We start from the raw sequence: 24,908 nt of genomic DNA on the forward strand, positions 1-24,908 counted from the left end.
CCCCGGGCTCAGGCGCGCACGAGCACCGAGAAGTAGATCGGCCTGCTGGCCGGGAAGAGTTCCCGGTTCTCCTCGTCGACCATCTTCCAGAAGACCTTGCAGTCGGCGGGCGCGGTCGGCGGGGCGCTCACGGTGACCGTCACCTGCACGTTCCCCTGCGGGGCGGTGTCGTTGACCGGGATCCGGTCCGGGGTGCGGCAGGCGCCGGGCGCGACCGGGAGGTCGGTGCGGCGCAGATACCGCTTCCGCCATTCGACGGTGCCGGTGTTCTTGAGCTCCCACACCTTCACGAACTGGCTGCCCGGTTTGACCACGGTGTCGTCGGGGATGGTGACGTCGGCGACGAACTTGCTCGCGTCACCGGGATGGGGCGGCACGGACGGCTCCTGCGCGTCCGGCAGGAGGACGACCACGACGGCGGCGATCGCGGCGACGGCGACGAGGGCGAGCGCCACCAGGAGGAATTTGGACCGTGACCGCGGCGCGGGATCCGGTTCGCGATCCGCGGAGAGCACGAGCTGGACACCCTGCCATCGGGCGTGCCATTCCTCTTCGTCACCGTCGCAGGCGCGGACGAACTCCCGGACCGTCTCCCACGGCTGCAACCGCTTGCCGGTGACGGTGAGGTGCAGGGTCGCGTGGGACACCGCGCCGGACTTCGCGGCCATCTTCCGGAAGGACGGCTCCCCGGCTCGCGTCCGGAGCTTCCGCAGTTCCTCCATGAACGCTTCGAGCTCCGGCGCCCGTTCTCCTGTTCGCGGTTCCGGCACGCTCCCCCTCGCGATCGTGTCCACCGTGACAACGTTTTTCGTCACTCTTCGCGGCTTGGTGACTATATCGCGAAGAGTGTCCGGATCGCCGCGCTGACCAGCGGAAGCGGCCCGCCTCGGGCGCTGTCAAACGCTGTCAACCTGCGGTTTTTGACGTCAGACGTTGTGTACAGGCGGTTCCGGGTGACACCGCTTCCGGGCCAGTGTCGGTCACGAGCTGCTCACGGGGAGCAGCCATCGAGTGAAGGAGCAGTCATGCGCAAGGTGGCAACCGCCGCGATGTTCGCCGCTCTGTCCGGGGCCACGCTGGGGATGACGGCGGCACAGCCCGCGGTGGCCGCACCCTCGGTCAACATGGAGGCCGTGGTCAAGGCGGCCATGTGGGATCCGTACAAGGCCGACCAGTCGATCACGCCGGGCTCCGGGGAGAGCGTCAAGGTGGTCGAGCAGGCGCTGGCCGCGAAGAACCTGCTCGACAAGAAGCAGGTCGACGGGCACTTCGGCACCTCGACGGTGACCGCGTACCAGAAGTACCAGAAGTCGCTCGGGCACAGCGGCCTCGCCGCGAGCGGTCTGCCGGGCAAGGGCTCGCTGACCGAACTGGGCAAGGGCCGCTACACGGTGACCGCGCCGATCGGCGTCGGCTCGAAGACCAGCCTGGACGGCAAGACGGTCAACAAGCGCACGGCCGACATGATCGCGGCCGCGGAGAAGAAGGCCGGGGTGAAGTTCACCATCACGCAGGGCTCGTACAACGCCGGCGGGGTGGGCGCTTCGGGCGGTACGCACGACGGCGGCGGCGCGGTCGACATCTCGGTGAACAACCTCCCGAACAAGACCGCCGCGGTGAAGGCGCTGCGCGAGGTCGGGTTCGCCGCGTGGCACCGCACGCCGAGCCAGGGCGACTGGGTGGAGCACATCCACGGCATCGCGATCAGCGACACCGACATGTCGCCGCAGGCGCAGGCCCAGGCCGGTGACTACTTCAAGGGCCTGAACGGGCTGGCGAGCCACGCCAAGGACGACGGCCCCAAGGTGAAGAAGGTGACCTGGGAGGAATTCAAGCGTGGGTGACGCCACGGCGTTCCGGACGGGGCGGGCGGCTTCGGTCGCCCGCCCCGTCAGCGCGGGCCGGTCCGGCGCCAGTGTTCGGCCGCCTCGCCCATGTCCTCGCGCAGATGCCGGAAGAACCGGCTGGTGGCGTCCAGCCGGGCGCACGCCGGGCCGTCGAGCAGGGCGGCACCTCGCCGGGTGACTTCGGCCCATTGGGTCATCGCTTCGAGACTCGTCTGCCAGGCGCGGTAGCCGAAGTCGTCGTCGATGACGTATCGCTGCCGTCTGCCCTCACGCTCGCGAGTGATCAGGCCGCGTTGTTCGAGCCAGCCGACGGCCTTGGACACCGACGCGGGACTGACCTCCAGCCTGGCCACCAGTTCGGCGGCGGTAGCGCCACCGGAATCCGCGGTGAACAGGCACGCCAGAACCCTGGCCATCATCGCCGGGACGCCGGTCGCGGCCATCGTCTCGGCGAATTCGGTTTCGAAGTCGCGCAGCGTTTCCGGGGGCTGTGGTTTTTCCGGCGCCGGGCCGGGTTTGCGGCGGCGCGCCCGCCATCGCGTCGCCTGCTGCGCCTGATCCGCCCGGTAACCGTGGGCGCCGCCGTTGCGCGCCACCTCACGGATCACGGTCGATTTGGGGCGGTCCATCCGGCGGGCGATCTCGGCGTAGGCGAGTCCCGCCGAAAGTCCCGACGCGATCTGCCCGCGTTCGTCGCGGGTCAAACGGTTTCCCGGCACCCGTCCTCCGGTGCATTCAGTGGCATGGTCATTGCATCGATTCTAGGTTCTGTGTTGCAGCAACAGGAAAAATGAGCCTACGGTTTCCTTGTAAGCGAAGAAATCAGGAGGGGCACACGGAATGACGGCCAAGGTATGCCTGGTCACCGGAGCTTCGTCGGGGATCGGCCACGCCACCGCGCTGGAGCTCCTGCGCGCCGGGCACATCGTCTACGGCGCCGCGAGGCGTGTGGAGAAGATGGACGACCTCCGCGCGGCGGGCGGCCAGGTGCTCAAGATGGACGCTCGGAACGAGGACGATCTCCGCCGAGCGGTCGGCACCGTTCTCGACGAGCGGCAACGAATCGACGTCCTGGTCAACAACGCGGGGACCGTGCTGCACGGCGCCGTCGAGGACGTGCCGCTCGACAGCGCGCGCGACCAGCTCGAAGTCAATCTCCTCGCGCCCGCCAGGCTCGTTCAGCTCGTCCTGCCCGCCATGCGGGGCAGGCGATCCGGCACGATCGTCAACGTCTCGTCGATCGGCGGCGAGATCTCCTTGCCGTTCGGCGCTTGGTACTACGCGTCCAAGCACGCGCTCGAAGCCTTCTCCGACACGCTCCGGATGGAGGTCGAGCCCTTCGGCATCGACGTCGTCATCATCCAGCCGGGCATCATCAAAACCGAGTTCGAGGACCAGACTTCCGCACAGCTGAGGGAGAACTCCGGCCACGGGGCTTATCGCGAGATGGCGGAAGCCATGGCGCGGCACGGGGAAACCGGGCTCAGCGACGGCTCCGACCCGTCCGTGGTCGTGGACGCCATCCGCCGCGCCATCGAGGCCGGGAAACCGGAGACGCGGTACGCCGTCGGTCACCTCGCCGAGCAGCTCCTGGAGCTCAACAGGACCCTGCCGGATCGCGAATTCGACCAGCTGGCCATGCGTGCGACGAAGTAGCTCAACCGCTCGGCTGTTTCTCGACGACCCTCCGGTGGCGCGTGCGCGCGACACCGATCCACAGCAGGACGGTGACGACGGCGCCCGGTGCCGCGGTCAGGTACACCGGCCACGCGCGGAAGCCGGACATCCACAGCATCGCGACCAGGCCGAAGGTGATCAATGTCCAGATCAGCGCGAGTGCGCCGCCCCTCCGCCGCCACCGGGCGGTGAGGCCGCGCACGCTGTCCCCAAGTCGGCTCACACCGGTGGATACCCGCTCATCGCCTGGTCAACCCCCGGAAATCAGGCCCGGAGGTAACCGGTGATCATCGCCACGAGCTCGTTCTCGAGGCGCGTGACGTCGATGGAGCCGGGCGAGGCGATGAGCTGGTGCACGGTCAGCTCCACGGTCGACGCGACGAGCCGGGCGGCGGTGTCCTTGTCCCGCACGCGGACTTCGGGGTGGCCGTGGAGCAGTTCCCGCAGATCGGCGATCATCTCCCATTCCAGCCGGGTGATGCGGTCCAGCAGTTCGCCGGAACGGGGCGCCTGCTCGATCATGATCTGCAGCAGCCGCGGATCGTCGAGATGGTTCTCGATCACCGTGCGCACGAAATCCCGGATGACGGTTTCGAGCGGCTCCGGTGATTCCTTGTACCGGCGCAGCGTCTCGGTGGCCCGGTCGCCGTCGAGGTGGCGGGTCAGCAACTCGGCCAGGATCGCGTCCTTGTTCGGGTAGTACTGATACAGCGAACCGATCGAGATCCGGGCCCGTTCGGCGATCCGGTTCGTCGTCCCGGCGGCGTACCCGAACTCGGCGAAAACGTGAGCAGCCGCGGTGAGGATGCGCTGCCTGGTGAGCTCGGCCCGGACCTGGCGAGGCTGTTTACGTGGCTGAAGCCGTCTTTGCTCCGACGTCATGACACTCCCGGTGAAGCGGCGCGAAAGCGAGTAGCGAGCGTGCTGAACAATTGCTCATAATTATGCCATGACCAGCACTGATACCCGTCCGCGCAGGCTGTCGCCCGAACAGGTCCGTGCCCGGCTGGGGGAGCCGGAGGCCATGATCAGGGCCAAGGTCCACGACCGGATCGACCGGCACGGCCACCGGTTCATCGCCCATGCCCCGTTCGTGGCGATGGCGACGTCGGACGCGACGGGCCTGCCCGACTGCTCGCCGCGCGGCGACTACCCCGGCTTCGTGAAGGTGCTCGACGAGCGCACCCTGGCCATTCCCGACCGGCCGGGCAACAAACTCGCCGAGTCGTTCCGCAATCTCGCGGAGAACGACGGCATCGGCCTGATGTTCGTGGTCCCCGGCGTGCGGGAGGTGTTCCGGGTCAACGGCCGCGCCTATCCCACCGACGAGCCGGACGTGCTCGCCAGGATGCGCACCGAGGGCAAACCGGCGGTTCTGGCGATCGTCGTCGACGTGGTGGAGACCTTCTTCCACTGCGGCCGCGCGCTGATCCGGTCCCGGCTCTGGGATCCCGCGAGTCAGGCGCTGGCCGACGAATTGCCGTCCGTCGGCGAGGTCGCCGCCGAGCAGATGGGTCCCGACGTCGATCCCGCCGTGCTGCAGACCATGCTCGAGACCGGCTACCGGCAGTTGTACTGAGGTGATCCCGTTGACGCAGAAGACCGTTCTCGACCGCGTGGAACCGGTCGCCGAGGATGTCGTCTCGCTCGTACTGCGCGGCGCCGAAGGACCGTTGGCGCCCTGGGAGCCGGGCGCACATGTCGATCTGTCCCTGCCGAATTGGCTGACCCGGCAGTATTCCCTGTGCGGGGACCCGGCGGATCGCGGCCATTACCGCGTCGCCGTCCGCCACGACCGGCTGAGCCGGGGCGGTTCGGAGTACGTCCACCTGTTCCTGCGCGCGGGCCGGACCCTCGATGTCTCGTTGCCCCGCAACAACTTCCCGTTGCTGCCCGCCCCGGAGTACCTGTTCATCGCGGGCGGGATCGGCATCACGCCCATCATGCCGATGCTCGCGGCGGCGGGTGACTCGGCCAGGTTGGTGTACGTCGGCAGGTCCGAAGCGACCATGCCGTTCGCCGCCGAACTCAAGGCGGCGTACGGCGACAGGGTGCGCCTGCACACCGACGGCAGACCCGATTTCGCCGCGTTGGCGGCCGGACTCGGCCCGGACGCGCTCGTCTACTGCTGCGGCCCCGCGTCGATGCTCGACGCGGCCGAGGCGACGTTCCCCGCGCACCGCCTGCACCTCGAACGGTTCCGGCCGGTGGCCAAGGAATTCGCGCCCGATGTGCCTTTCGAGGCGCACTGTGTTCGTTCGGGCCGGACGGTGCCGGTCGCCGCGGAGGAATCCTTGCTGGACGCCTTGAACCACGCGGGGTTCCGGATCCCGTCCGGGTGTCGTGAAGGCGTTTGCGGGAGTTGCGAGATCCGCGTCGTCGGTGGGGAACCGGAGCACCGCGACGACATCGGCGCGCCGGCCGGGCGGATGTACTGCTGTGTCTCGCGTGCGTCTTCGCGGTTGGACGTCGACCTCTGACCCGGCGTAGGCGCTACACCGTATTACTCACGATGCGCAGGGTTCCGTTGGCAAGGACGTGTCCGGCCTTGAACGTGTCGGTGACGTTCGGGGCGTCGAGCCAGTCGGCGTCCAGGTCTTCGTCCCAGCCGAAGATCTGCTCGGCGATCGTCAGGGCCCGCGTGTCTTCGCCACGCAAAAGCGCTTCGGCGATGCGCAGATACTCCCCGGGCCGGTGGCCGGCGTAGCGCGTCGCCATCGCGGCCACGTCCTCGACCATCCGCTGCCCTTGATCGGGATAGAGGGCGGCAAGGCAGGCGAGTACGTATCGGGTCGCGGGTGGTTCGGCCTTCCACCGGGTCAGGAGCGCGGGAAGTTGCCCGCCGACGGCGAGGTGCACGTCCGGTGTCCACGGAGCCGCGTCGGGGGCCCGTCCCCACGCGGACGCGGGTTCGGCATCGGCGAGGACGCCGGCCGGAAGGCAATCCGCCGCGGCGACCAGCCACGTGTAAAGGTCGAGCCGCCGGGAGGCGCGGAGTCCACCTGTGGTGATCAACCGGCCCACGAACGGCAGTGCCGGGGCCGTCGCGGAATAGCAGCTCCCCTGGTGAAGCAGGTTGTCGCCGAAGAGTTCGTCGAGGAGTTCATCCCAGTTGTCGTCGTCTCGAGCGAGCGCCCGGATCAGCTTGGGAATGTCCTCCGCCGGACTGTGGGCATGGTCGAGCTCGCTCCACTCAACCTCGTCCAGCCCGCTCAGATCGGCGCGCGCGTCGGAGACGGGATCAGGAGTCAGTTCCAGGGCGTACGACGGAGGCGCGGGCGCGATCACGACGGTGGGGACAGGCGGCCGCGCACCGGGATTGGTGCGCACGATCGGCGCGTTCCGGAAATGCGTGAGCATGCTGGGGTCGCATCGGCTGCCACCCTGCCGGTATCCGCCGAAACCCCGCGCCAGGCGGGCAGCGGCCTTGCCGACGGCGTCGATGGTCCGATGTCCCTGGACGTCGACCGGATACGGGCCCTCGTCCAGCGCGCACACGATCCAGCCCTCGGCCTGCGCCGGGCGTGCCACGACCGTCGCGAAGCCGTACTCGGCCAGAGCTTCGGTCAAGGCTTCGGCGCTCACCCTGTCGGAGACCGCGTAGTTGTGCGTGCCCGCTATCGCCGACCAACCGGCCATGGCCGCCCCCTTTTGTCATCGCAAGCCTGCCATAGTCGACGTATACGGATCGTCGGCGCCCGCTGGCTAAGCTCACGCGGATGGTGGAACCCGCATACGATCCCGAACTCGCCGCCGTCCTGCCCGCGCTGAAGGGAAATGTGCCGGTCGGCATGACGGCGGATCAGCTGGAGCGGTACCGGGCGTTGCCGTTCCCGACGATCGAAGAACAGATCGGCGATCGCCCGGTCACCTGGACCGATCACACGATCCCTGGATACGGCGGCGCGGAAATCGTCGTTTCGGTCATCGCGCGCCGGGATCATCGCGGCGGCGGGCCGGGGGTCTACCACGTGCACGGCGGCGGAATGGTGATGGGCGACCGGTTCGCGTCGGTGGGACCGCTCGTCGAATGGGCGATGAAGTACGACGCCGTCGCGGTCACCGTCGAATTCCGCCGCGCGCCCGAACATCCGGATCCGGTGCCGGTGGAGGACTGCTACGCCGGCCTGGAGTGGATGGCCGCGCACGCGGGCGAGCTGGGCTTCGACCCGGGCAAGCTGGTCGTCTTCGGCGGCAGCGGCGGAGGTGGCCTCGCCGCCGGGGTCACGCTGCTGGCGCGCGACCGCGGCGGGCCGGCGCTGTGCGGCCAGCTGCTCCAGTGCCCGATGATCGACGACCGGAACGACACCGGGTCCGCGCGCCGGTACGACGGCGTCGGCGTCTGGGACCGGACCAGCAACCTGACGGCGTGGACGATGGTCCTCGGCGACCGGCGAGGCGGCCCCGACGTCTCGCCGTATGCCGCCCCGGCCCGCGCGACCGATCTCGGCGGACTGCCGCCGACGTTCATCGACGTCGCCGCCGCCGAAGTGTTCCGCGACGAGGCCGTGGCGTACGCGAGCGCGATCTGGGCGGCCGGGGGAGAGGCGGAATTGCACGTCTGGGGCGGCGCGTTCCACGGCTTTTACGATCTCGCACCGGAAACGGCCGTCGCCCGATCGTGTCTCGCCGCCCGCGATTCCTGGCTGGACCGGCTGCTCGCCGGACGTGAATGAATTTCCCCGAATTGCCGCCGCACCGGGCCGGTGTAACCCTGGTCATACCGAACGACACCACCACCACCACGAAGTACAGGAGTCGTTATGACCACCACCGAAATGCCCGCCGTCCACGAATGCACGGTCAGCGGATGTTCGTACAACCACGACGGCTGTCACGCTTTCGCCATCACGGTGGGCGGCGGCAACGGTTCGGCCGATTGCGGAACGTTCGTCCCGCTCAATACCAAGGGCGGACTCGATCGAGTGACCGCGCAGGTGGGCGCCTGCTCCCGGTCCGACTGCCGCCACAATTCCGCACTGGAATGCACCGCTTCGAGTGTCCGGGTGGGACCGGGCGAGGGTGACCATGCCGCCAACTGCCTGACCTACGCGCCTTAGTCACCATTTTGCGCGTGAAGGCCTCCTTCCCTCGGCTCAGCCGAGGGAAGGAGGCCTTCACGCGCTTGGCGGCACGGGCCGTCAGGCGCCGGGCTGGTCGCAGCTGGCGGCGTCGGTGCCCAGCACCGGGTCGGTCACCGGACGGCTCGTGATCGGGATGGTCTTCTGCGTGGTCAGCGCGCCGTCGCGAAGGGTGTAGACGGTGCGCGTGCCCGAATAGGTGAGCGGGTCGGCGCCGATGTCGTCGGCCTCGGCCGCGACGGTTTCGAAGGTGCGGCCGCCGCCGTCGAGCGAAGTGCACTGGTAACCCAGGTGGGCGGCGATGCCACCGCCTTCGGCGACCGACAGCGGCTTGTCGTCGTCGCCGACGACCTGGGCGAGGTTGCGGCCGTCGTAGTGCAGCGCGGTGAAGAACGTGGTGTTGGCGCCGACGGACTGGGTGACGATCAGTTCCGCGCGGCCGTCCCCGTTGAGGTCGGTGACGCGAGGGGCCGCCAGCGGCACGGAGCTGTCGGCGCCCAGGTGGATCGACGTGAAGGTGCCGTGCACGGTGGCCGAGATGACCTGGTCGTCGGGTCCGGTGAGCTGCGCGGTGACGGTCTCGATCTCGCCGTCGCCGTCGAGGTCGGCCACGGTGGTGACCGGGTCGGCGGAAGCCGGGCTCGCCAGCGCCGGGACGATGGCGGCCAGGCTCAGCGCCGCGACGACGCCGGTGATGGTGGTGGTGCGGATGATGCCGGTGTGCTTCATGGTGTTCTCCCTCCCACGCTCCCGGTGAACTTTTCACCGAAAGTGCTCTCATGAAGGGAGACGGTTGCGGATCATGGACGTGCAGTGAGAGTGTGATGTGCCACACAAACGCAACCCGGTGGCCCGCCCCCGAAGGAGCGGGCCACGCGGGGTCAGCCGATGGCCCACGCTTGCAGTGCGGAGCCCGTGTCGGCCCGTTGCGTCACGGCCGCACCGTCCGAAGTGGACGCCGTGGTCAGCAGCAGACCCGAGCGGACACTGGCGATCTTGTAGGTGCCGTTGGGCTGTTTGGTCGCGTTCCAGCGCTGGTTGGCCCCGCCGGTGCACGTCCATTGGATGACGCGCGCGCCCGCGGTGGTGGCCCCGCCTTCGACGTCGGCGCACAGTTTCGAATGCGCGTTGGTCAGCGTGTAGGAACCGTCGGACTGCCGGGTGAACAGCCACTTCTGGTTGGCGCCCTGGTTCGGCGTCCAGGTGACCAACGGGGTTCCGGCGGCCGTCGACGAGTCCGGGTCGTCGAGGTTCTTGCCGGACGCGGCCAGGGTGTGGACGCCGTCGAGGGTGCCCGCGCCGGCGTCGGTGAACTTCAGTGTCTGTTCGGCCGCGGTCCGGCCGCCGCCGACGGTGTTGCCGGTGGTGTCGGTCCAAGACCGCAGCGGGGTGGTCTCCGCCAGGCGTGAGGTCTTGCCGGACAGGCCGAGCGCGAGGCCGCTGTACCGGTTCACCAGCCGGAAGGTCCCCTTGTCCACAGTGGACGGGATGACGAACCACTGCTGCCCGACCGTCGAAGCCGACGTCACGGTCGGTTTCGCGCCCCACGCCCGGCCCGCCTGCACGGCGTCGACGCCGAGGAGCTGGCCGGTGGCGGCGTTGGCGATGCGATACGAGCCGTCGCCGTCGGAGGAGAACTGCCATGCTTCGCGGTCGGATCCGGTCGTGGCCGCGACCGACGTCGTCGTGGTTCCGGTGCCCTGCGCGAGAACCCGGCCGTCGCCGAGACCGATCCGGTACTTGCGCGAAGTGTCCACAGGGGACGGTGCGGGCGCCGACGACGTGATGGTCTGCGTGGTGTACTCGCCGCCCGCGTTGTTCGAGCAGGCCACCGCGCAGTACGACCGGAACTGCTTGCCGATGATGGTCGAGTTCGTCTTGTTCGCCGCGTCGACGAACCAGCGGTACCACGACTGGTTGGTGTAGCTCCCGGTGTCGCCGATGAGACGCCATTTCTGCGTCGTCAGGTCGTCGGTCACGTAATAACGCTGGGGCACGACGCTGTCCACGGCCTCCGGAGCGCCGATGTAGAGCCCGAGATGCGCGTTGTAGGCGATGTTCATGATGAACAGGTCCGACTTCTTCGGCAGCTGTCCCGCGGCGATCTGCTGGGTGACGTTGCCGGTGTTGGCCGGGTCGTAGTCGTCCGCGACGGGGGTGTAGCCGGTGTCGCCCGCGGCGGACACGGGGACCATGTTGCTCTCGCGGCCGCCGACGCCGGGCTGGCTCCAGCCGCCGTCGAACCACTTCTGCCACGAGCCGGACGCCATCTTGGCCGAGATCGGCGAACGCGCGACGTGCGCCAGCCCGGTCATCGGGCCGCCCGCGCCGGCCTTCGGCACGATGCGCGAGCCGTAGTAGACGTAGAAGTAGCCGGAGGCGGTGTCGACGAACAGGCGCGGGTCGCCGTCGCCGTAGTCGAACGTCTGATGCGGGAACGCCGCCGTGTCACCGCGTTTCGTGCTGTACGGCGAAGTGATCGCGTGATCCTTGATGGTCCAGGTCTTGCCCTGGTCCTTCGAGACGGCCATGTCGATCGCGTCGTAGTGGGAGAACGAGTACGCGCCGAACGGCTCGGGGGTGAACTCGTTGTGGATCAGGCCGTACCAGTCGCCGGTGTCCGGATCGACCCAGGTGCCGACGAGGTCGCAGAAATTGCGCTGCGAATAACCCGACCCGGCGGGCGGATCGGTGGATTCCTTGCCGGTGGGGCTGTTGTTGCAGCGCCAGGTGGTGTCGTCGTTGCGGTCGGCGGGATTCGCCGGGTTCACCGCCGAACTGATCGGGTTCTTGGTGAAGCTGTCGAAATCGCGTCCGCTGTAGAAGTCCCATTCCCGTGGCTGGTCCGCGCCGTAGAGCGCGGCCGCCTGCTGGAAGTAGAACGTGCCGTCCTTGTCGACATAGGTACTCGCCGGGGTGTCGGTGGTCGGGCTGAACGACTTCTTGGCGTCGACCGTGATGGTGTACGTCGCGTCCGGCGGCGCGGCGTCGGACGACACCGGTACCACCGTGGTCGCCGCCACGGCCAAGGCCGCGGCGCCGAGAAGAGGCAGGGTCCGCATGACTCTCTCCCAAGGGTGACCCGCACCACAGTTGGCGGGGCGGTCGCCGATGCTATGAACGTTATTGCGCGTAAGTCAACGCTTTCAGTCAACTTCAAGCGTCGGTCATGCACTTATTGCGCGGAAAGTCCAAGCGGCCCGATGTGGAAGTCCAAGGCGGTCAGTCGGGTACCAACGGCGGGTCGTCGGCCGGGGGAACACGCGAACTCCAGCCGCCGGGGACGGCCTGGACACGCGACTCGCGGAAGCGTGCTGGAGAGACACCGGCCCGGCGGGTGAAGAGCCTGCTGAAGTAGGCGGCGTCCTCGTAACCGATCGCCTGCGCCACCTCCTGCACCGGCATCCGTGTGGTGGCGAGGAGTTCCTTGGCGCGGTTGAGGCGGAGGGTCAGTAGGTGATCCTTCAGCCCGGTCTCGGTGCTCCGGCGCACGGCGGTGCGGAGTTCGGGAAGGGTCATGCCGCGGCGGGCCGCGATCTCGGCGACGCTGAGCGGCAGCAGGGCGTCCTGCGCCAGCGCCTCCAGCAGGGGGCCGTCGTCGGGGGTGCTGTCGGCGGCCCGCCGCAACGCCACCAGCAGATGATGTACGGCCGCCGAGGCGTCGACCTGGGCGAGCGGGCTGCCGCCGCGCGCGCAGCGCACGATCCGGCTCACGATGTCGCGCACGGCCTCGACGTCGCCCAGTGGCACCACCGGCGTCCCGGGCGTGACGTACCCGAGTTCGACATAGGCGTCCACGGCACTGCCGTCGAAGTCGACGAAGCATTCTTCCCAGCCGTGCGCGGGGTCGGGCGCGTAGTGGTGCCCGACCCCGGGGACGAGCCACAGCAGCGCGGGCGCGACGACCTCCTGCCGTTCGCCACCCGTCACGGCGAACCACCCGCGCCCCTTCGACACCACCACGGCCACGTAATGGTCGAGCACCCGCGGCCCGACGGCGGGCAGGACGCCGTGCTGCAGCCCGACCCCGAGGCACACCAGGCCCAGCCGTCGGTGCACGGCGGACGGTGTGAAGTACCGCATCCAGGTCCGGTAACCCATCCCCGCATCTTCGCGCAATCAGCCCAAAGCGGCGTCGAGGGTGACCGCCGCGTCGATCAGCGCGAGATGGGTGAAGGCCTGCGGGAAGTTGCCGAGCTGTTCGCCGCTGGGCGCGATCTCCTCGGCGTAGAGGCCGACGTGGTTGGCGTAGGTCAGCATCTTCTCGAACGCCGCCCGCGCCTCGTCCAGCCTGCTCGCCCGGGTCAGCGCGTCGACGTAGGCGAAGCTGCACAAGGAGAAAGTGCCTTCCGTGCCCGCCAGCCCGTCCGGCGACGCGGCCGGGTCGTACCGGTGCACCAGGCTGTCGACGACCAGGTCCTTCCCGATCGCGTCGAGCGTCGAGAGCCAGAGCGGATCCCGCGAAGGGAGGAAACCGGTGCGGGGCATCCGCAGCAGCGACGCGTCCAGTTCGTCGCCGGTGTAGTGCTGGACGAACGCCTGTCTCGTCCGGTGCCAGCCCTGGTTCAGGATCTGGTCGTAGATGCTGTCGCGCTGCCACGTCCAGTCCTCGATCGGGGCGGGACGGCCGTGGGTGCTCGCCATCCGGAGGCCGCGGTCGAAGGCGACCCAGCTCATCAACCGGCCGTAGGTGAAGGACCGGCGGCCGCCCCTGGTCTCCCAGATGCCCTCTTCCGGCTGGTCCCAGTGTTCGCCGAGCCAGTCGAGCGCCGCGCGGACCGCGGTCCACCCGCGATGGGGCAGCTCGAAACCTGCCCGGTCGGCGGCGTAGACGCTGTCCATCGCCTCGCCGTAGATGTCCAGTTGCAGCTGTCCGGCCGCGTCGTTGCCGATCCGGACCGGGCTCGACCCGCGATAGCCGGACCAATGCGGGAGGTCCTCCTCACGGAGATCCGTCGCGCCGTCGACGCGGTAGAGCACGGCCAGCGGCCCGCCGTCCCCGGTGCCGCCTTCGCGGATCCGGTCGCCCAGCCAGCCGCCGAAGCGTGCGGCCTCTTCGGTGAAACCGAGCGCCAGCAACGCGGAGACCGAGAACGACGCGTCCCGCACCCAGGTGTAGCGGTAGTCCCAGTTCCGTTCCCCGCCGAGTTCCTCCGGCAGCCCGAGGGTCGGCGCGGCGACCAGTCCGCCGGTCGGCCGGTAGGTGAGCAGTTTCAGGGTGATCGCCGAGCGGGTCACGATCTCGCGCCAGCGGCCGCGGTAGGTGGAGCGGGCCAGCCACGAACGCCACCAGCCCACCGTGCCGTCGAACAGGGCGGTGAACTCGCGGAGCCGGATCTCCCGCGGCGGTTCCGCGGTGTCGGTCTCGAGGACGACGCCGCGGACCTGTCCCGCCGTGAGACTCAGCCGCAGATGCGCGTCGCCGCCTTCGAGCCGCGTCTCGGCCAGGTGCTCGTCGCCGGGTTCGCGGACCGGGTGCAACGTCAGCGACAGTTCGCTCGACACGAAGACGACGCCGTGCCCGAACGGGATCGCCTCGTGCGGACGACGGCCGTAGTCGAACCGCGGCGCGACCTCCATCTCGAAGGTGATGCTGCCCCGGACGCAGCGGACGAGGCGCGCGATCCGGTGCCGGGCGGTCGCGGCGCCGTCACGCGGGGGCATGAAGTCGACCACCTCGCCGATCCCGTCCGCGCCGGAGAACCGGGTGATCAGGACCGCGGTGTCCGGGTGGTACATCTGCCTGCTCGTATGCGGCCCGCTCGGCCGGATCCGGAACCGGCCGCCGCGTTCGTCGTCGAGCAGCGCGCCGAAGACCGACGGCGCGTCGAAACGCGGACTGCAGAACCAGTCGATCGACCCGTCGGTGGTGACCAGCGCGGCGGTCTGCAGATCGCCGATCAGGCCGTGGTCGGCGATCGCGGTTTCGGGCATGGCGCCTCCTCGGGCATCGGGTGCGGTCGGTGATCACCGTCGTCCGGACGGGTGGGCGCCGCCTCATCCGCCCGGGGTGAGGTGGCCAGGTGGTGGCCACGACACCGTGGTCGGCACCCCGATCGGAAGGCCACGCCGATGCTCGTGCCGCCCTTGGCCCTCGCCCAGTTCGTCGCCAGTTACGCGGCGACGACGATGACCGTGGCCGTGAGCGTGCTCGCCGCGGACCTCGGCACCACGGTGCTCGGCGTCCAGACGGCGATCACGTTGTTCACCCTCACCATGGCGGCGCTGATGGTGCCCGGCGGCAAACTGACCGACGTCCTGGGGCGCAAGCGGTGTTTCGTGGCCGGCCTCGGCGTCTACGGCGCGGGCGCGCTGCTCGTCTCGGTCGCGCACGGGCCGGTGGCTCTGGTGCTGGGGTATTCCCTGCTGCAGGGCATCGGGTCGGCGCTGATGATCCCGCCGATCTACATCCTGGTGACCGTCGCCAGTCCCGACGTCGAGACGAGGGCCCGCCGGTTCGGCGTGATCTCCGGCGCGGGCGCGCTCGGCGCCGCCGCCGGTCCGCTCCTCGGCGGGCTGATCACGACGTGGCTGGGCTGGCGGGCCTCGTTCCTCCTCCAGGTGCTGCTCGTCGGCGTGATCGTCCTGCTCGCGCTGCGGATCGCGGAACCGATGGAAACCCCCGCCCGCGCCCCGTTCGACGTCGGCGGTGCGGTGCTTTCGGCGGCGGGCCTGTTCTTCGTCGTGGCCGGTGTGCTGCGCCCGGCCTGGCTCCTCATCGGACTCGGCGCCGCGATCCTGGTCGCCTTCCACCTCCACATCCGCGCACGGGAACGGGGCGGCCGCGAACCGCTGGTGTCCCCCGCGCTCTTCCGCGACCGCGTCACCCGGCTCGGCCTGATCACCCAGCACGTGCAATGGCTGATCCTGCAGGGCTCGTTCTTCGTGATCGCCGTTTTCCTGCAACAGGCCCGCGGGTACGACGCCGTCGAAACCGGGCTGACGCTGACACCCGCCACGATCGGCATCCTCGCCGCTTCGGCGGCCGCGGGACGGATGGCCCGGCGGCACGCGCAACGCCGGCTGATCCGCGGTGGTTTCGTGCTCGCCATCGCCGGGCTGCTGCTCGTGCTCCTGCTGGTACGGGCGGATTCAGGGGTGGCGAGCGCCGTTCCGGGGCTGTTCCTGCTCGGTGCCGGGGTCGGGATCATGCTGACGGCGTCGGTGAACCTGGTCCAGTCGCGCAGCCCGGACGCGGCCCAGGGCGACATCTCGGGGGTCTCGCGCGGTGTGTCCAACCTGGGTTCTTCGGTGGGGACGGCGCTCGCGGGCTCCGTGCTGGCCGGGGCGGCAGGCCACGGCTTCGCCTGGGCACTCGCGACGATGACCGCGGCCGGGGTGACCGGCCTGATCGCCGCGGTGCTGCTGCCCACGCGATAGGTCCACTGTGGACGAACGCCGGTGCCGCACGGCGGTCACGATCACCCGCAAGGCGATGCTCAGCACCAGCAGGTTCGCCACCATCTGGATCATCACGAGGATCCGCGCCGTCGCCGAAACCGGCGCGATGTCGCCGAAACCGACCGTCGTGAACATGGTGACGGTGAAGTACAGGGCGTCGGTTCGCGTCAGCTCCGTGCCGAACGAGCCGGGCCGGTCCTGCCCGAGCACGTAGTAGACGTCGGCGAACAGGAGCAGGAACAGCGGAACGACCAAGGCGAGCGCCTGGATCCCTTGCAGGGCGGGGAACGGCGAGCGCAGGATCATCCGCACCTCGCCGACGACGACCAGCACCACGATCGCGAGACCGCAGGCGAAGGCGGCCACCGTCCAGGGACGCAGCCCTTGGTCGACGGGAAGCAGGTAGTACAGGCACAGCAACGCGGTGACGGTGAGCAGCGGCCGCAGCACCGCGAGGTGGACGAACCGCCATCCGGCCGCCATGATCTCTCCTCACGACTCGGTGTCCAGCAGGCCGCGCCGGAGCGCGATCGCCACGGCGTCACGTCTGCTGCGGACGTCGAGTTTCGCGTAGATGCCGCGGACGTGGGTCTTGACGGTGTTCGGCGATACCGTCAGATCCTGGGCGATCTCGTCGATCGAGCGCTGGGTCGGCAGCAGGCGCAGGACACTGCGTTCCCGTTCGGTCAGCGGCGCCGGCATCGGCGGAGTGCGCGACTCGCGGCGCCGGGCGAGCAGTTGGGAGGCGAACCGCTCACCGCTGCCGAGTTTGCCCAGCCGCGCGGTCAGGAACGCGATGACGTCGGAAGGGGCGAACACGAACGGGAACCGGACGTCGCCGGGTTCGGCGGCGCGCAGGGCGTCGTCCAGCGACCGCACGGCCCGTTCCGGCGCACCGGCCGCGAGCGCCGCCCGCACGCCGATCAGCGACGCCTCGATCCCCGACCACGGCAACAGCATCGGCGCGCCGTCCTCCGACAGCGAGCGCAGCACGGCACTCGCCGCGCCCTGCCTGCCGAGCCGCAGCTGGGTGCGGGCCCGCATCAGCAGCAGTTCGCCGGAACCGGCGATGATCGGCTGGGCCCAGCGAAAGGTCTCCCGTGCCTGATCGGCCGCGCCGAGCCGCAGCGCCGCCCGGTGTTCCAGCACCGCGCACCACGCCGCGTGTTCGGCGGAGAAACTCCGCCCGGTGCCGAGCCGGGTGCGGGCGCGGCGCATCCTGCGCAGTCCCGAATGCCAGCCGCCTAGCTCGAATTCCGCCGCGCCACGCAGGGTTTCGGCGATCAGGCCCAGATTCGCGGCCGCGCGGGCAGGCGCGTCACCGAGCATCCGGCCGATCTGTTTCGCGTGTTCGACGCATTCGGCGGCCTCGCCGCGCAGCAAGGAGCCGTAAGCGAGTTGCGCGGACACCTGGGCGCCTTCGAGCGAACGATGCGGGTCGTGCGCGGCATGCCGGGCCTGCACCCGCCGGGCCAGCGCCTCCATTTCGCGGTAATCGCCGTCCGATCCGGCCAGTCCGCTCAGCGTGACAAGGCATTGTGTGGCCAGGAAATGGTGACGCGCGTTCCCGGCGGACTCGGCGACGCGGGTCAGTGCCGCCCGTGCGGAGGCACGATCGCGGCGTGCGGTCAGCACACCCACCCGGTGCAGGGTCGCCAGCCCGCTGAGCCGGGTGTCCGCCGCCAGATGCTCGTCGACCTGTTCCGCCGCGCGGACGGCCTGCGCCGGGCCGCGGTCGACCTGGGCCAGCCGGGATCGCACCAGTTGCCGCAACACGGTCAGCTCCGCCTCCGGTTCGGCGGGCCAGGCCGCGTCCGCGCAGCTCAGCTGCGACTCGGCCGACGTCGGTTCACCCCGTTCCAGATACAGCGCGGCCGAGACCAGCGCGAGCAGGGGAGAGGCCACGGCCCGCCGTTCGCCGAGGACGGCGAGCGCGAGCCGCAGGACGTTGTGCTCGCCGCCGAGATACAGCGGCACCGCGTGGCGGCGCGAAAGTTCGCCGACGCGGGTGGTGTTCCCCGAACGGACGCTGTGCAGCAGCGCGGCGGCGGCCTGGTCGTGTTCGGCGAACCAGCGCGCCGCGGCCGCGTGCAGGGATCTCGTCCGGTCCGGATCCCGGCGCAGCAACTCGGCCCGGAGGTAGGTGCGCAGCAGGGGAGGGACCCGGTGGCGCGGCGGGGTTCCGCCGGTGTGGACCACACGCGCGGGTTCGCCGAGTTCGCGCAGCAGCGCCTCCGCGTCCGGCCGGTCCGTCAACGCGGCCGCCAGCCCCACCGGGACCTCGTCGCAGATGCTGATCGCGCGCAACAGATCCCGGTGGATGGCGGAGAGGGGAGCGAGCACCTCGTCGGTCAGGTAGTCGAGCACCGCCCGGTCCCGTCCGGCGAAGAAGTCGGCGAGATTTCCTTGACGTGCCGCCGAAGCGGCGGCGAGACGCAGTCCGGCGGGCCAGCCGCCCGTCCTGCTCACGAGCAGCCCCACCTGATGGGGCGGGATGCCCGGCCCGATCGCCGCGATGAGGGCGTCGGCCTCCTCCGGCGAGAAGCGCAACCGGTCCACGCCCACTTCGACGAGCCCTCCCGCGACACGGGCGCGCACCAGCGGCAGCGGTGGCTCCAGACGGCTCGAGACCACCAGCCGCAGCCCCGACGGCTGATGCCGCAGGAGCGCACGCACCCCGCGCCAGGTGCCGGGATGGGTGATCTCCTGCGCGTCGTCGAGGACGAGCAGGACGGGTTCGTCCACGGTGTCCAGCGCGTCGGCGATCGTGGCCAGGAAGGCGGGATCCGTGCCGGGGGACTCCGGGACCGCCAGCGAGCGCAGGGGATTCCCCGCCGGGATTCGGTCGCAGCCGCACAGTGCTTCGAGGACCGCCGACCAGAAGAGCCGCTCGTCGTCGTCCTCCGCGTCGGCGGACACCCAGGCCACCACACCGCGACGGCGGGCCGCCCATTCGGCGAGCAACACCGTCTTACCGAGACCCGCGGGTGCACCGACGAACACCAACGCGTGTTCTCCCGCTTCGTCGAGAGCGGCGAGCAAACGCGGCCGGGAAACGAGATCCGGGGGCGGATCGGGGATCGTCACCTTTGTCCTCGGAACCCGTCTTCGCGGCGGAATATGCTGATCCTGCATCATGCGCCAGCCTCCTTCGCGGTCAGTTTCACATCATCGGATCGGATACTGCCAGGCAATTCGGCGGTCTCACCCGCGCTGGGCGAGGAAAAGGGCGAGCGCACCCAGAATCGTGTGCCGCGTGATGGCCCGTGGAGATTGCCGGAGAAAAGGGAATGGCCGGAAACGGCCGACGTCGGTATTCGTCGCGACACAGTTCTTCTGGATCGGTCCCGCCGAGTTCGCGGTACTCGACCTCCTGGGGACCGGCCGGGTCGGACCCGAGACGGGGTTCTTCTCGCTCGCCGTCCTGCTCGCCGCCCTGACCTCGGTGACCTCGATCCGGCTCGCCGCGCGGGCCGGTCTCGACCTGCTCGCCCGAATGCTCTTCCTGCCGTGGCACACCTGGTCTTCGATCATGGCGGCGATCGACCTGGCGGTACTCGCCGCGGCCTGGTTGCTGGCCGGGCGGGGAAAGGGGAACCGATGAGCCCGTTGGCCGGAATGAATTACGTCTTCCGGGGCAGTGGCCGAATCCCCGAACAGGCGAACCGGGCGGTAGACGATTTCCGGGGAATGTTCGTGGTCCCGGTCGGCCGCGAGCTGATCGTCTTCGGCACGGTGACCGAGCAAAGAAGCGTTTCGCGCATTCTGTGCGCACTCGAAGCGCTCGGGATGCGCGTGGACTCCGTGCACCGGGTCCGTGAACTGCCGTCGCGGGTTTTCCCGATCGCGCGGTGAATCGGGAAAACCCGCGGCCGGGATCAGAGCCGTTCGGGGAGGGCGAACTCGCCGAACGCGGCACGCAACCGCGCCTCTTCCTCGTCGGTGAGATTCGTGGTGACCAAGGCGGCCCCGGTCTCCTTGAACGGCTCGGCCACCCGGTCGAGCACGGCACCGTCCGCCATCACGAACAACGCGGACGTGCCGGGTGTGACCTTGGCCCGGACCGCGGCGATGAAGTCGTCGTCGATGCCGACGCGGGAAAGCGAGCCGGTCAGCGCCCCGATCGCCGCGCCGACGGCCATTCCCAGCAGCGGCACCAGGAAGATCAGGCCGAACAGCAGTCCCCAGAACCCGCCGCCGAGCGCGCCGGCGCCGGTCAGCGAACCGAGGTCCTTGGTCTTCGGCTTCTTCCTGCCCTCGGGCCAGGTGACATAAGCCGCGTCGGCGATCTTGATGAGCTGTTGTTTCTGCAACCGTTCGAGCAGCGCGAGCGCGTTCTCCGCGCCGTCCGCGGTGGGAAAGGCCCATACGGTCAGCGAACTCATGGTGTGTCCTCCTCGGTCGGGATCGGTGCTCGGAGGCCGCACTGTGCTCCGGGCGGCGGCATCCCCGCATCGCCCGGGCCGGATGAGGCGGACCGGCGGGATCGAGGCCCTGATCTCACCTGGCGTGGGGGAGGCCGCCGTCACGGTGGACCGACCATGATCGCCCGGGTCCGCAGCCCCGCTTCCGAAAAGAGGGACCATGAGCGAAAGAGCGCATCACTGGACCACCACGGCGGGCACCGGCCCGTCGTCCCCGCCGGAACACGCCGCGAGGGTGTCGCGGCGATCGGGCTGGGTCTGGTTCGCCGCGTCGATCACCATCATGGCCGGCCTGTTCACCGCGGTGGAGGGACTGGTCGCGCTGTTCGAACAGAACTACTACCTGCTCGGCCCGTCGGGGCTGCTCGTCTTCGATCTCGGCGCCTGGGGCTGGATCCACCTGATCGTCGGGGTCCTCGCCGTGTGCGCGGGGAGCGCGTTGTTCACCGGGGCGCCGTGGGCCCGCGTCGTCACCGTCCTGCTCGCCGGGTTCAACGCGTTGGCGCAGCTGGTGTTCCTGTCCGCGTACCCGATCTGGGGCGTGGTCGTCATCGCCCTCGACGTCCTGGTGATCTGGGCCGTGCTCGTGCACGGGGACGAGACCTCGGACGAGCTCTGGTGACCCGCTGACCAGTACAGTCGTGGCCTCGCCGGGGTCGCGATCCTTCGGACGATCGAGAGGTTGACTTGCCCGCTCGAACGACATCGCGGTCCTGGCGGATCCCTTCGGCCAAGGTGACGGTGCCACGCGTGCCGGGGATCTTCGTCCCGCGCGCCCGGCTCACGGCCCTGGTCGACCGTGCCGGAACCCGGCCGGTGACCGTGCTCCGTGCGCCCGCCGGTTCCGGCAAGACCACCGCATTGGCCTGCTGGGCCCGCGATCGGCGGGACGTGGCCTGGGTGTCGCTGGACGAAGACGACAACGACGAGCGCCGTCTGTGGTCGGCCGTCCTCCTCTCGCTGCGCCGGAACCTCGGCCTCCCGGAGTTCCGGCTCGGGCCACCGTCACCCGGACGGCGCACCGAGTTCCTCGCCGATCTCGGTGACGTGTTCACCGGGCTGCGTGATCCGGTGTGGCTCGTCCTGGACGACGTCCAGGAGATCTCCCGTCCGGAGCCGGTGGAAGCGCTCGCCGCGCTGGCCCGGCACCAGCCGCCGATGCTGCGGCTGGTGCTGGCCACCCGCGTCGAGCCGAAACTGCGGCTGGCCCGCCTGGCGGTCGAAGGCGCGCTTTCCCGGCTCGGCGCCGCCGAACTCCGCTTCAGCGTGGAGGAAACGGCGCACCTGCTTCGGTCCACCGGGGCCACGGTGGGCGAGGACCGGGTCCGCGAACTGACCGAGCGCACCGCGGGATGGGCCGCCGCGCTCGGCTGGGCCGCGGTCTCGGTGCGCGAGGCCGAGGACGCGGACGGGCTCGTCGCGGCCGTCGGGGGCGACGAGCTCGCCGTGGCCCGGTTCTTCGCCGACGAGGTGCTCTCGCGGTTGCCGACCGCGACGTCGGATCTGCTGTTGTGCGTCAGTGTCTGCGACAACGTGAGCGCGGCGCTCGCGGCGCGGCTGACCGGTTCGCCGGACGCCGGGGTGACCCTGGACGAACTGGAGCGCGAGACCGGATTGGTCGTGCGCACGCCGGCCGACACCTACCGGCTTCCCGCGCCACTGCGGGGTTTCCTGCAGGCGGAGCTGACGCGACGGTCCCCGGCGCGGGCACGGCGGCTGCAGGGGATAGCCGCCCGCTGGTACGCCGGGGAAGGGCGGTTCGGGGAGGCGCTGACGCACGCCGTCGCGGGGCGGGACCGGCAGGGCGCCTTACGCCTGGCGCGTGACCACGCAGTGCGCCAAGTGCTGGCAGGAGACGGGAAACTCGTCCGGGGCGCGCTCGCCTATCTGGGCGAGGGGGCGTTGAGCGCGAGCCCCCGGCTCCGGCTGGCGTCCGCGCTGGAACACGTCCAGCGCGGGGAGTTCACCGCCGCCGCCACCGATCTGGGTGACGACGGACTGCGACGGCTGGCCGCGCCCCATCTCGCGCTGGTGACCGGGAACGGGCCGCCCGAACGCCCGGTGACGCGGTCGCCGGAGTCGGTCGCGTGGGACAAGGTCGACCTGGTCTGGCGGGCGCTGCACCGGGGCGCCCGTCGGCACGCCGTCGCCCGTGCCGAAGCCGCGCTGCGCCTCGCGCACGGGGAACGGCTCGAACATCTCGTCCTGCACAGCAGACTCGCGCTCGCCGTCGCGACGGGATTGCTCGGTGACCACACGGCGATGCGGCGCGCGTGCATCGGCGCGCTCGCCGTCGCCCGGCGGCACGGCTGGTGCCGCTCGCCGGGCGTCGCCGAATGCCATCTCATGCTCGCTTACGACGATCTGATGCGCTTCGAACCCGTGGCGGCCGCGGGCGAGCTGAGCAGGGCCCCGCGGGCGGAAGTGCCCGTCTCCGCGCCGGTTCTGGGGCCACTGCGGGGTTTCTTCGAAGGTATGGTCCGCTTCGACGGCGGTGACCGGGCGGCGGGCTCGCAGGCCATGCGGGCGGCCCGGCGGCGGCTCGCGGATCTCGAACTGCCCCGCGAGATCACCGGGATGTGCACGGTCGTCGAGCACCACGCGGCGCTCGTGGTGGGCGAAGGCCTGCACGCGGCCGAAGTGTTCGCCTGGGCACAGGAGAGCTTGTCCGGCACCGCCGAACTGGCCCTGCTCCAGATCCGGGCCCATCTCGCCGTCGAGGAGACCGATCTCGCCGAAAAGGTCCTGCGCGCCACCGAATCCGCTCCCGCGTTGCTGCCGGCCACGCCGGTGGACACCCGCCTGGCCGAGACCGCGCTCGCGTTGCGTTCCCACCGGCGGACCCTGGCGCTGCAGGCGCTCGACCGCGCGCTCACCCTCGCGCGGCCGCAACGGCTGATCCGCCCGTTCGCGCTCGCCGAACCGCGCGTCAGGAACCTGCTGATCGACCATTCCGGTGGTTTCGGCTCGCTGGACCGCTTCGCGCAGACGGTCCGCGGGCGTCTCGTGCCGAACACCCCGCCCAGTGAACTGACCGATCGCGAGCAGGTGGTGCTGCGACGGCTGCCGTCCCAGCGTTCGCTCGACGAGATCGCGTCGGATCTGACGGTGTCGGTCAACACGGTGAAGACCCACGTCCGGTCGATCTACGGCAAGCTCGGGGTGAACAACCGCCGGTCGGCCGTGGTGGTCGCGCGCCACCACGGCCTGACCTGAGCGGGCGGTCAGCCCTTCCGGCGATCCGGCGAGCACAGCAGCGCCTCGGCCCAGCGCGCCCGCGGATCGACGTCGATGAGCAGCGCCTTGGCCAGCAGCGTCGCCGGCACGGCGAGGACGGCGCCGAGCGGCCCGAGCAGCCAGGTCCAGAACACCAGCGCGAGTACGGTGACCAAAGTGGACAGACCGACCGACTCGGCGACGAACCGGGGCTGGATCAGCGACTGCACCACGAAGTTCAGCAGGACGTACACGGCGATGGTCACGAGCATGGCGCGCCAACCGCCGTCGAGGAGTGCGATGAGCGCGGGCGGGGCCACCCCGATCACGAAACCCACGTTGGGCACGTAATTGGTGACGAAGGACAGCAGCCCCCACAGCACGGCCGCCGGGATGCCGAGCAGGGCGAGCGCGATCGTGTCGAGTATCGCCACCGCCCCGCCGAACACCGTCGTCACGACCAGGTACCGCCTGGTGCCGAAGGCGAACCGCCGCAACGCCGCGCCCACCCACGGCCGATCGCGCGAGATCCGGCCGAGCCGTTGCCCGGCCCACGCCGATTCGGTGCTCAGGAAGAGCATCAAGGCGAGCAGGAAGGCCAGGTTCGTGACCAGTCCGCCGAGCCCGGCGAGCAGGGATCCGGCGAAACCGATCAGCTTTCCCGTGTCCATAGTGGACAGGATTTCGCGCAGTTGCGGCTCGCCGACCCCGAACCGGCCGAGGAACGCCGTCCCGTCACGGAGCAGTTCGTCGGCCTGCCCGGCGTAGCGGGGGAGCAGGGCGGAAAGCTGCGCGAGGGAGACCACGACCACCAGGAAGAGCGCGAGCAACGCGGCGTAGACGGTGACGACCAGGACGGCGACCGTGAGCCAGCGTGGAAAACCCTTGCCGCGCAACCAGGTCCGCACCGGGTCGAGGGTGATCACGATGACGAGTGCGAGGAACACGGGCCCGGCCAGCCAGGCGACGGCGTTCAGCCCGGCCAGCACGACGACCGCGGCGGCGGCTCCCAGGAGCACCACCAGCGCGCGGGGAAACGGCGTGCCGGTGGCGGGAGGTGGCGCCGGAATCGGGGGCGGCCTTTTCGTGAGGCTCCGGGTCTTCTGTCGCCCGCTGGTTTTCCGGCGGCGGAACCGGTACGCGGGGAATGCGGCGAACGATATTCGCACCATCTGGCACCTTCCGGGAGGACGGATCGGCGTTCCACGGTGGCAGGCCGCCGGTTTCCGAAGATCACCCGGTGCGGGCGAAAAGTGGCGCGC

23 protein-coding genes and 1 pseudogene are annotated in these 24,908 nt (G+C 70.1%); 11 read left to right on the plus strand and 13 right to left on the minus strand.

Translation table 11 applies throughout. The annotated features are described in order from the left end of the window. Positions 1-8: 8 nt before the first annotated feature. On the minus strand, positions 9-794 hold the full coding sequence (locus tag AB8M46_RS35965; RefSeq protein WP_394363069.1) for an NBR1-Ig-like domain-containing protein: 786 nt from the start codon (positions 792-794) through the stop codon (positions 9-11). A gap of 231 nt (positions 795-1,025) precedes the next feature. Between AB8M46_RS35965 and AB8M46_RS35970 the strand changes: the two genes are divergently transcribed. Beyond that, entirely contained in the window at positions 1,026-1,844 is an 819-nt protein-coding gene (locus tag AB8M46_RS35970; protein WP_037346325.1) for a peptidoglycan-binding protein, read from the plus strand. A 47-nt stretch (positions 1,845-1,891) separates the two neighbouring features. Here AB8M46_RS35970 and AB8M46_RS35975 read toward each other — a convergent pair whose 3' ends face one another. Beyond that, positions 1,892-2,566 (minus strand): helix-turn-helix domain-containing protein, encoded by a 675-nt coding sequence (locus tag AB8M46_RS35975; protein ID WP_394363070.1) that lies wholly within the window; start codon positions 2,564-2,566, stop codon positions 1,892-1,894. A 121-nt stretch (positions 2,567-2,687) separates the two neighbouring features. On the opposite strand from AB8M46_RS35975, the gene AB8M46_RS35980 reads away from it, so the two are divergent. Continuing rightward, a complete protein-coding gene (locus AB8M46_RS35980; RefSeq protein ID WP_394363071.1) occupies positions 2,688-3,503 on the plus strand; it encodes an oxidoreductase in 816 nt (271 codons plus the stop codon). 1 nt (position 3,504) lies between these two features. Here the strand turns inward: AB8M46_RS35980 and AB8M46_RS35985 are convergent, their stop codons facing one another. Continuing rightward, positions 3,505-3,747, minus strand: coding sequence for a hypothetical protein (locus AB8M46_RS35985; RefSeq protein ID WP_394363072.1), 243 nt, complete (start codon positions 3,745-3,747; stop codon positions 3,505-3,507). A 41-nt stretch (positions 3,748-3,788) separates the two neighbouring features. Next, on the minus strand, positions 3,789-4,406 hold the full coding sequence (locus tag AB8M46_RS35990) for a TetR/AcrR family transcriptional regulator (RefSeq protein ID WP_394363073.1): 618 nt from the start codon (positions 4,404-4,406) through the stop codon (positions 3,789-3,791). 67 nt (positions 4,407-4,473) lie between these two features. Here AB8M46_RS35990 and AB8M46_RS35995 point away from each other — a divergent pair, with 67 nt between their 5' ends. Together AB8M46_RS35995 and AB8M46_RS36000 are read left to right on the plus strand one after the other, a co-directional pair. Continuing rightward, complete coding sequence (locus tag AB8M46_RS35995) at positions 4,474-5,103, plus strand: MSMEG_1061 family FMN-dependent PPOX-type flavoprotein (protein ID WP_394363074.1); 630 nt, start codon at positions 4,474-4,476, stop codon at positions 5,101-5,103. A gap of 4 nt (positions 5,104-5,107) precedes the next feature. After that, positions 5,108-6,004: a PDR/VanB family oxidoreductase gene (locus AB8M46_RS36000; RefSeq protein WP_394363117.1), complete on the plus strand. Its 897-nt coding sequence runs from the start codon at positions 5,108-5,110 to the stop codon at positions 6,002-6,004. 13 nt (positions 6,005-6,017) lie between these two features. Here AB8M46_RS36000 and AB8M46_RS36005 read toward each other — a convergent pair whose 3' ends face one another. Beyond that, complete coding sequence (locus AB8M46_RS36005) at positions 6,018-7,163, minus strand: hypothetical protein (RefSeq protein WP_394363075.1); 1,146 nt, start codon at positions 7,161-7,163, stop codon at positions 6,018-6,020. A gap of 80 nt (positions 7,164-7,243) precedes the next feature. Here AB8M46_RS36005 and AB8M46_RS36010 point away from each other — a divergent pair, with 80 nt between their 5' ends. Both AB8M46_RS36010 and AB8M46_RS36015 read left to right on the plus strand, forming a co-directional pair. Next, positions 7,244-8,200: an alpha/beta hydrolase gene (locus AB8M46_RS36010; RefSeq protein ID WP_394363076.1), complete on the plus strand. Its 957-nt coding sequence runs from the start codon at positions 7,244-7,246 to the stop codon at positions 8,198-8,200. An 87-nt stretch (positions 8,201-8,287) separates the two neighbouring features. Then, a complete protein-coding gene (locus AB8M46_RS36015; RefSeq protein WP_016331847.1) occupies positions 8,288-8,584 on the plus strand; it encodes a DUF1540 domain-containing protein in 297 nt (98 codons plus the stop codon). 81 nt (positions 8,585-8,665) lie between these two features. Here AB8M46_RS36015 and AB8M46_RS36020 read toward each other — a convergent pair whose 3' ends face one another. The 4 genes from AB8M46_RS36020 to AB8M46_RS36035 form a co-directional block, all read right to left on the minus strand. After that, entirely contained in the window at positions 8,666-9,334 is a 669-nt protein-coding gene (locus AB8M46_RS36020; RefSeq protein WP_394363077.1) for a VCBS repeat-containing protein, read from the minus strand. 152 nt (positions 9,335-9,486) lie between these two features. Continuing rightward, positions 9,487-11,667 carry an RICIN domain-containing protein gene (locus AB8M46_RS36025; RefSeq protein WP_394363078.1) on the minus strand — a complete coding sequence of 727 codons (2,181 nt, stop codon included), beginning with the start codon at positions 11,665-11,667 and terminating at the stop codon, positions 9,487-9,489. Between the two features lie 160 nt (positions 11,668-11,827). Continuing rightward, on the minus strand, positions 11,828-12,706 hold the full coding sequence (locus AB8M46_RS36030; RefSeq protein WP_073847858.1) for an AraC family transcriptional regulator: 879 nt from the start codon (positions 12,704-12,706) through the stop codon (positions 11,828-11,830). An 18-nt stretch (positions 12,707-12,724) separates the two neighbouring features. Continuing rightward, positions 12,725-14,539, minus strand: a complete 1,815-nt coding sequence (locus AB8M46_RS36035; RefSeq protein WP_378427369.1) for a glycoside hydrolase family 15 protein — start codon at positions 14,537-14,539, stop codon at positions 12,725-12,727. Between the two features lie 138 nt (positions 14,540-14,677). Here AB8M46_RS36035 and AB8M46_RS36040 point away from each other — a divergent pair, with 138 nt between their 5' ends. Further along, positions 14,678-15,985 carry an MFS transporter gene (locus AB8M46_RS36040; RefSeq protein WP_394363079.1) on the plus strand — a complete coding sequence of 436 codons (1,308 nt, stop codon included), beginning with the start codon at positions 14,678-14,680 and terminating at the stop codon, positions 15,983-15,985. Between the two features lie 87 nt (positions 15,986-16,072). Here the strand turns inward: AB8M46_RS36040 and AB8M46_RS36045 are convergent. Both AB8M46_RS36045 and AB8M46_RS36050 read right to left on the minus strand, forming a co-directional pair. Continuing rightward, a pseudogene (locus AB8M46_RS36045) lies at positions 16,073-16,489 on the minus strand (potassium channel family protein); the annotation flags it as partial. Positions 16,490-16,498: 9 nt separating this feature from the next. Further along, positions 16,499-19,141, minus strand: coding sequence for a LuxR C-terminal-related transcriptional regulator (locus AB8M46_RS36050; protein WP_394363118.1), 2,643 nt, complete (start codon positions 19,139-19,141; stop codon positions 16,499-16,501). A gap of 124 nt (positions 19,142-19,265) precedes the next feature. On the opposite strand from AB8M46_RS36050, the gene AB8M46_RS36055 reads away from it, so the two are divergent. Both AB8M46_RS36055 and AB8M46_RS36060 read left to right on the plus strand, forming a co-directional pair. Continuing rightward, entirely contained in the window at positions 19,266-19,610 is a 345-nt protein-coding gene (locus AB8M46_RS36055) for a hypothetical protein (protein WP_394363119.1), read from the plus strand. Further along, a complete protein-coding gene (locus AB8M46_RS36060; RefSeq protein ID WP_233629808.1) occupies positions 19,607-19,861 on the plus strand; it encodes a hypothetical protein in 255 nt (84 codons plus the stop codon). Before AB8M46_RS36055 ends, AB8M46_RS36060 begins: the two co-directional genes overlap by 4 nt. Before the next feature lie 23 nt (positions 19,862-19,884). Here the strand turns inward: AB8M46_RS36060 and AB8M46_RS36065 are convergent, their stop codons facing one another. Continuing rightward, the gene (locus tag AB8M46_RS36065) at positions 19,885-20,391 is read right to left on the minus strand and encodes a DUF1269 domain-containing protein (RefSeq protein WP_038518308.1); all 507 of its coding nucleotides are present in this window, start codon (positions 20,389-20,391) and stop codon (positions 19,885-19,887) included. 199 nt (positions 20,392-20,590) lie between these two features. Here AB8M46_RS36065 and AB8M46_RS36070 point away from each other — a divergent pair, with 199 nt between their 5' ends. After that, positions 20,591-21,052, plus strand: a complete 462-nt coding sequence (locus AB8M46_RS36070) for a hypothetical protein (protein WP_037346360.1) — start codon at positions 20,591-20,593, stop codon at positions 21,050-21,052. A 113-nt stretch (positions 21,053-21,165) separates the two neighbouring features. Continuing rightward, entirely contained in the window at positions 21,166-23,646 is a 2,481-nt protein-coding gene (locus AB8M46_RS36075) for a LuxR C-terminal-related transcriptional regulator (protein WP_394363080.1), read from the plus strand. Positions 23,647-23,654: 8 nt separating this feature from the next. Here the strand turns inward: AB8M46_RS36075 and AB8M46_RS36080 are convergent, their stop codons facing one another. Next, positions 23,655-24,818, minus strand: a complete 1,164-nt coding sequence (locus AB8M46_RS36080) for an AI-2E family transporter (RefSeq protein ID WP_394363081.1) — start codon at positions 24,816-24,818, stop codon at positions 23,655-23,657. Positions 24,819-24,908: the final 90 nt, after the last annotated feature.

It is taken from the genome of Amycolatopsis sp. SB7-3 (genome assembly GCF_041021335.1).
Lineage (GTDB): Bacteria > Actinomycetota > Actinomycetes > Mycobacteriales > Pseudonocardiaceae > Amycolatopsis > Amycolatopsis japonica.

Coding starts and splice junctions, on each gene's coding strand:
- AB8M46_RS35970 (WP_037346325.1), top strand. CDS start 1,026: ATGCGCAAGGTGGCAACCGCCGCGATGTTCGCCGCTCTGTCCGGGGCC.
- AB8M46_RS35980 (WP_394363071.1), top strand. CDS start 2,688: ATGACGGCCAAGGTATGCCTGGTCACCGGAGCTTCGTCGGGGATCGGC.
- AB8M46_RS35990 (WP_394363073.1), bottom strand. CDS start 4,406: ATGACGTCGGAGCAAAGACGGCTTCAGCCACGTAAACAGCCTCGCCAG.
- AB8M46_RS35995 (WP_394363074.1), top strand. CDS start 4,474: ATGACCAGCACTGATACCCGTCCGCGCAGGCTGTCGCCCGAACAGGTC.
- AB8M46_RS36005 (WP_394363075.1), bottom strand. CDS start 7,163: ATGGCCGGTTGGTCGGCGATAGCGGGCACGCACAACTACGCGGTCTCC.
- AB8M46_RS36010 (WP_394363076.1), top strand. CDS start 7,244: ATGGTGGAACCCGCATACGATCCCGAACTCGCCGCCGTCCTGCCCGCG.
- AB8M46_RS36015 (WP_016331847.1), top strand. CDS start 8,288: ATGACCACCACCGAAATGCCCGCCGTCCACGAATGCACGGTCAGCGGA.
- AB8M46_RS36020 (WP_394363077.1), bottom strand. CDS start 9,334: ATGAAGCACACCGGCATCATCCGCACCACCACCATCACCGGCGTCGTC.
- AB8M46_RS36025 (WP_394363078.1), bottom strand. CDS start 11,667: ATGCGGACCCTGCCTCTTCTCGGCGCCGCGGCCTTGGCCGTGGCGGCG.
- AB8M46_RS36030 (WP_073847858.1), bottom strand. CDS start 12,706: ATGGGTTACCGGACCTGGATGCGGTACTTCACACCGTCCGCCGTGCAC.
- AB8M46_RS36035 (WP_378427369.1), bottom strand. CDS start 14,539: ATGCCCGAAACCGCGATCGCCGACCACGGCCTGATCGGCGATCTGCAG.
- AB8M46_RS36040 (WP_394363079.1), top strand. CDS start 14,678: ATGCTCGTGCCGCCCTTGGCCCTCGCCCAGTTCGTCGCCAGTTACGCG.
- AB8M46_RS36050 (WP_394363118.1), bottom strand. CDS start 19,141: ATGCAGGATCAGCATATTCCGCCGCGAAGACGGGTTCCGAGGACAAAG.
- AB8M46_RS36055 (WP_394363119.1), top strand. CDS start 19,266: ATGGCCCGTGGAGATTGCCGGAGAAAAGGGAATGGCCGGAAACGGCCG.
- AB8M46_RS36060 (WP_233629808.1), top strand. CDS start 19,607: ATGAGCCCGTTGGCCGGAATGAATTACGTCTTCCGGGGCAGTGGCCGA.
- AB8M46_RS36065 (WP_038518308.1), bottom strand. CDS start 20,391: ATGAGTTCGCTGACCGTATGGGCCTTTCCCACCGCGGACGGCGCGGAG.
- AB8M46_RS36070 (WP_037346360.1), top strand. CDS start 20,591: ATGAGCGAAAGAGCGCATCACTGGACCACCACGGCGGGCACCGGCCCG.
- AB8M46_RS36080 (WP_394363081.1), bottom strand. CDS start 24,818: ATGGTGCGAATATCGTTCGCCGCATTCCCCGCGTACCGGTTCCGCCGC.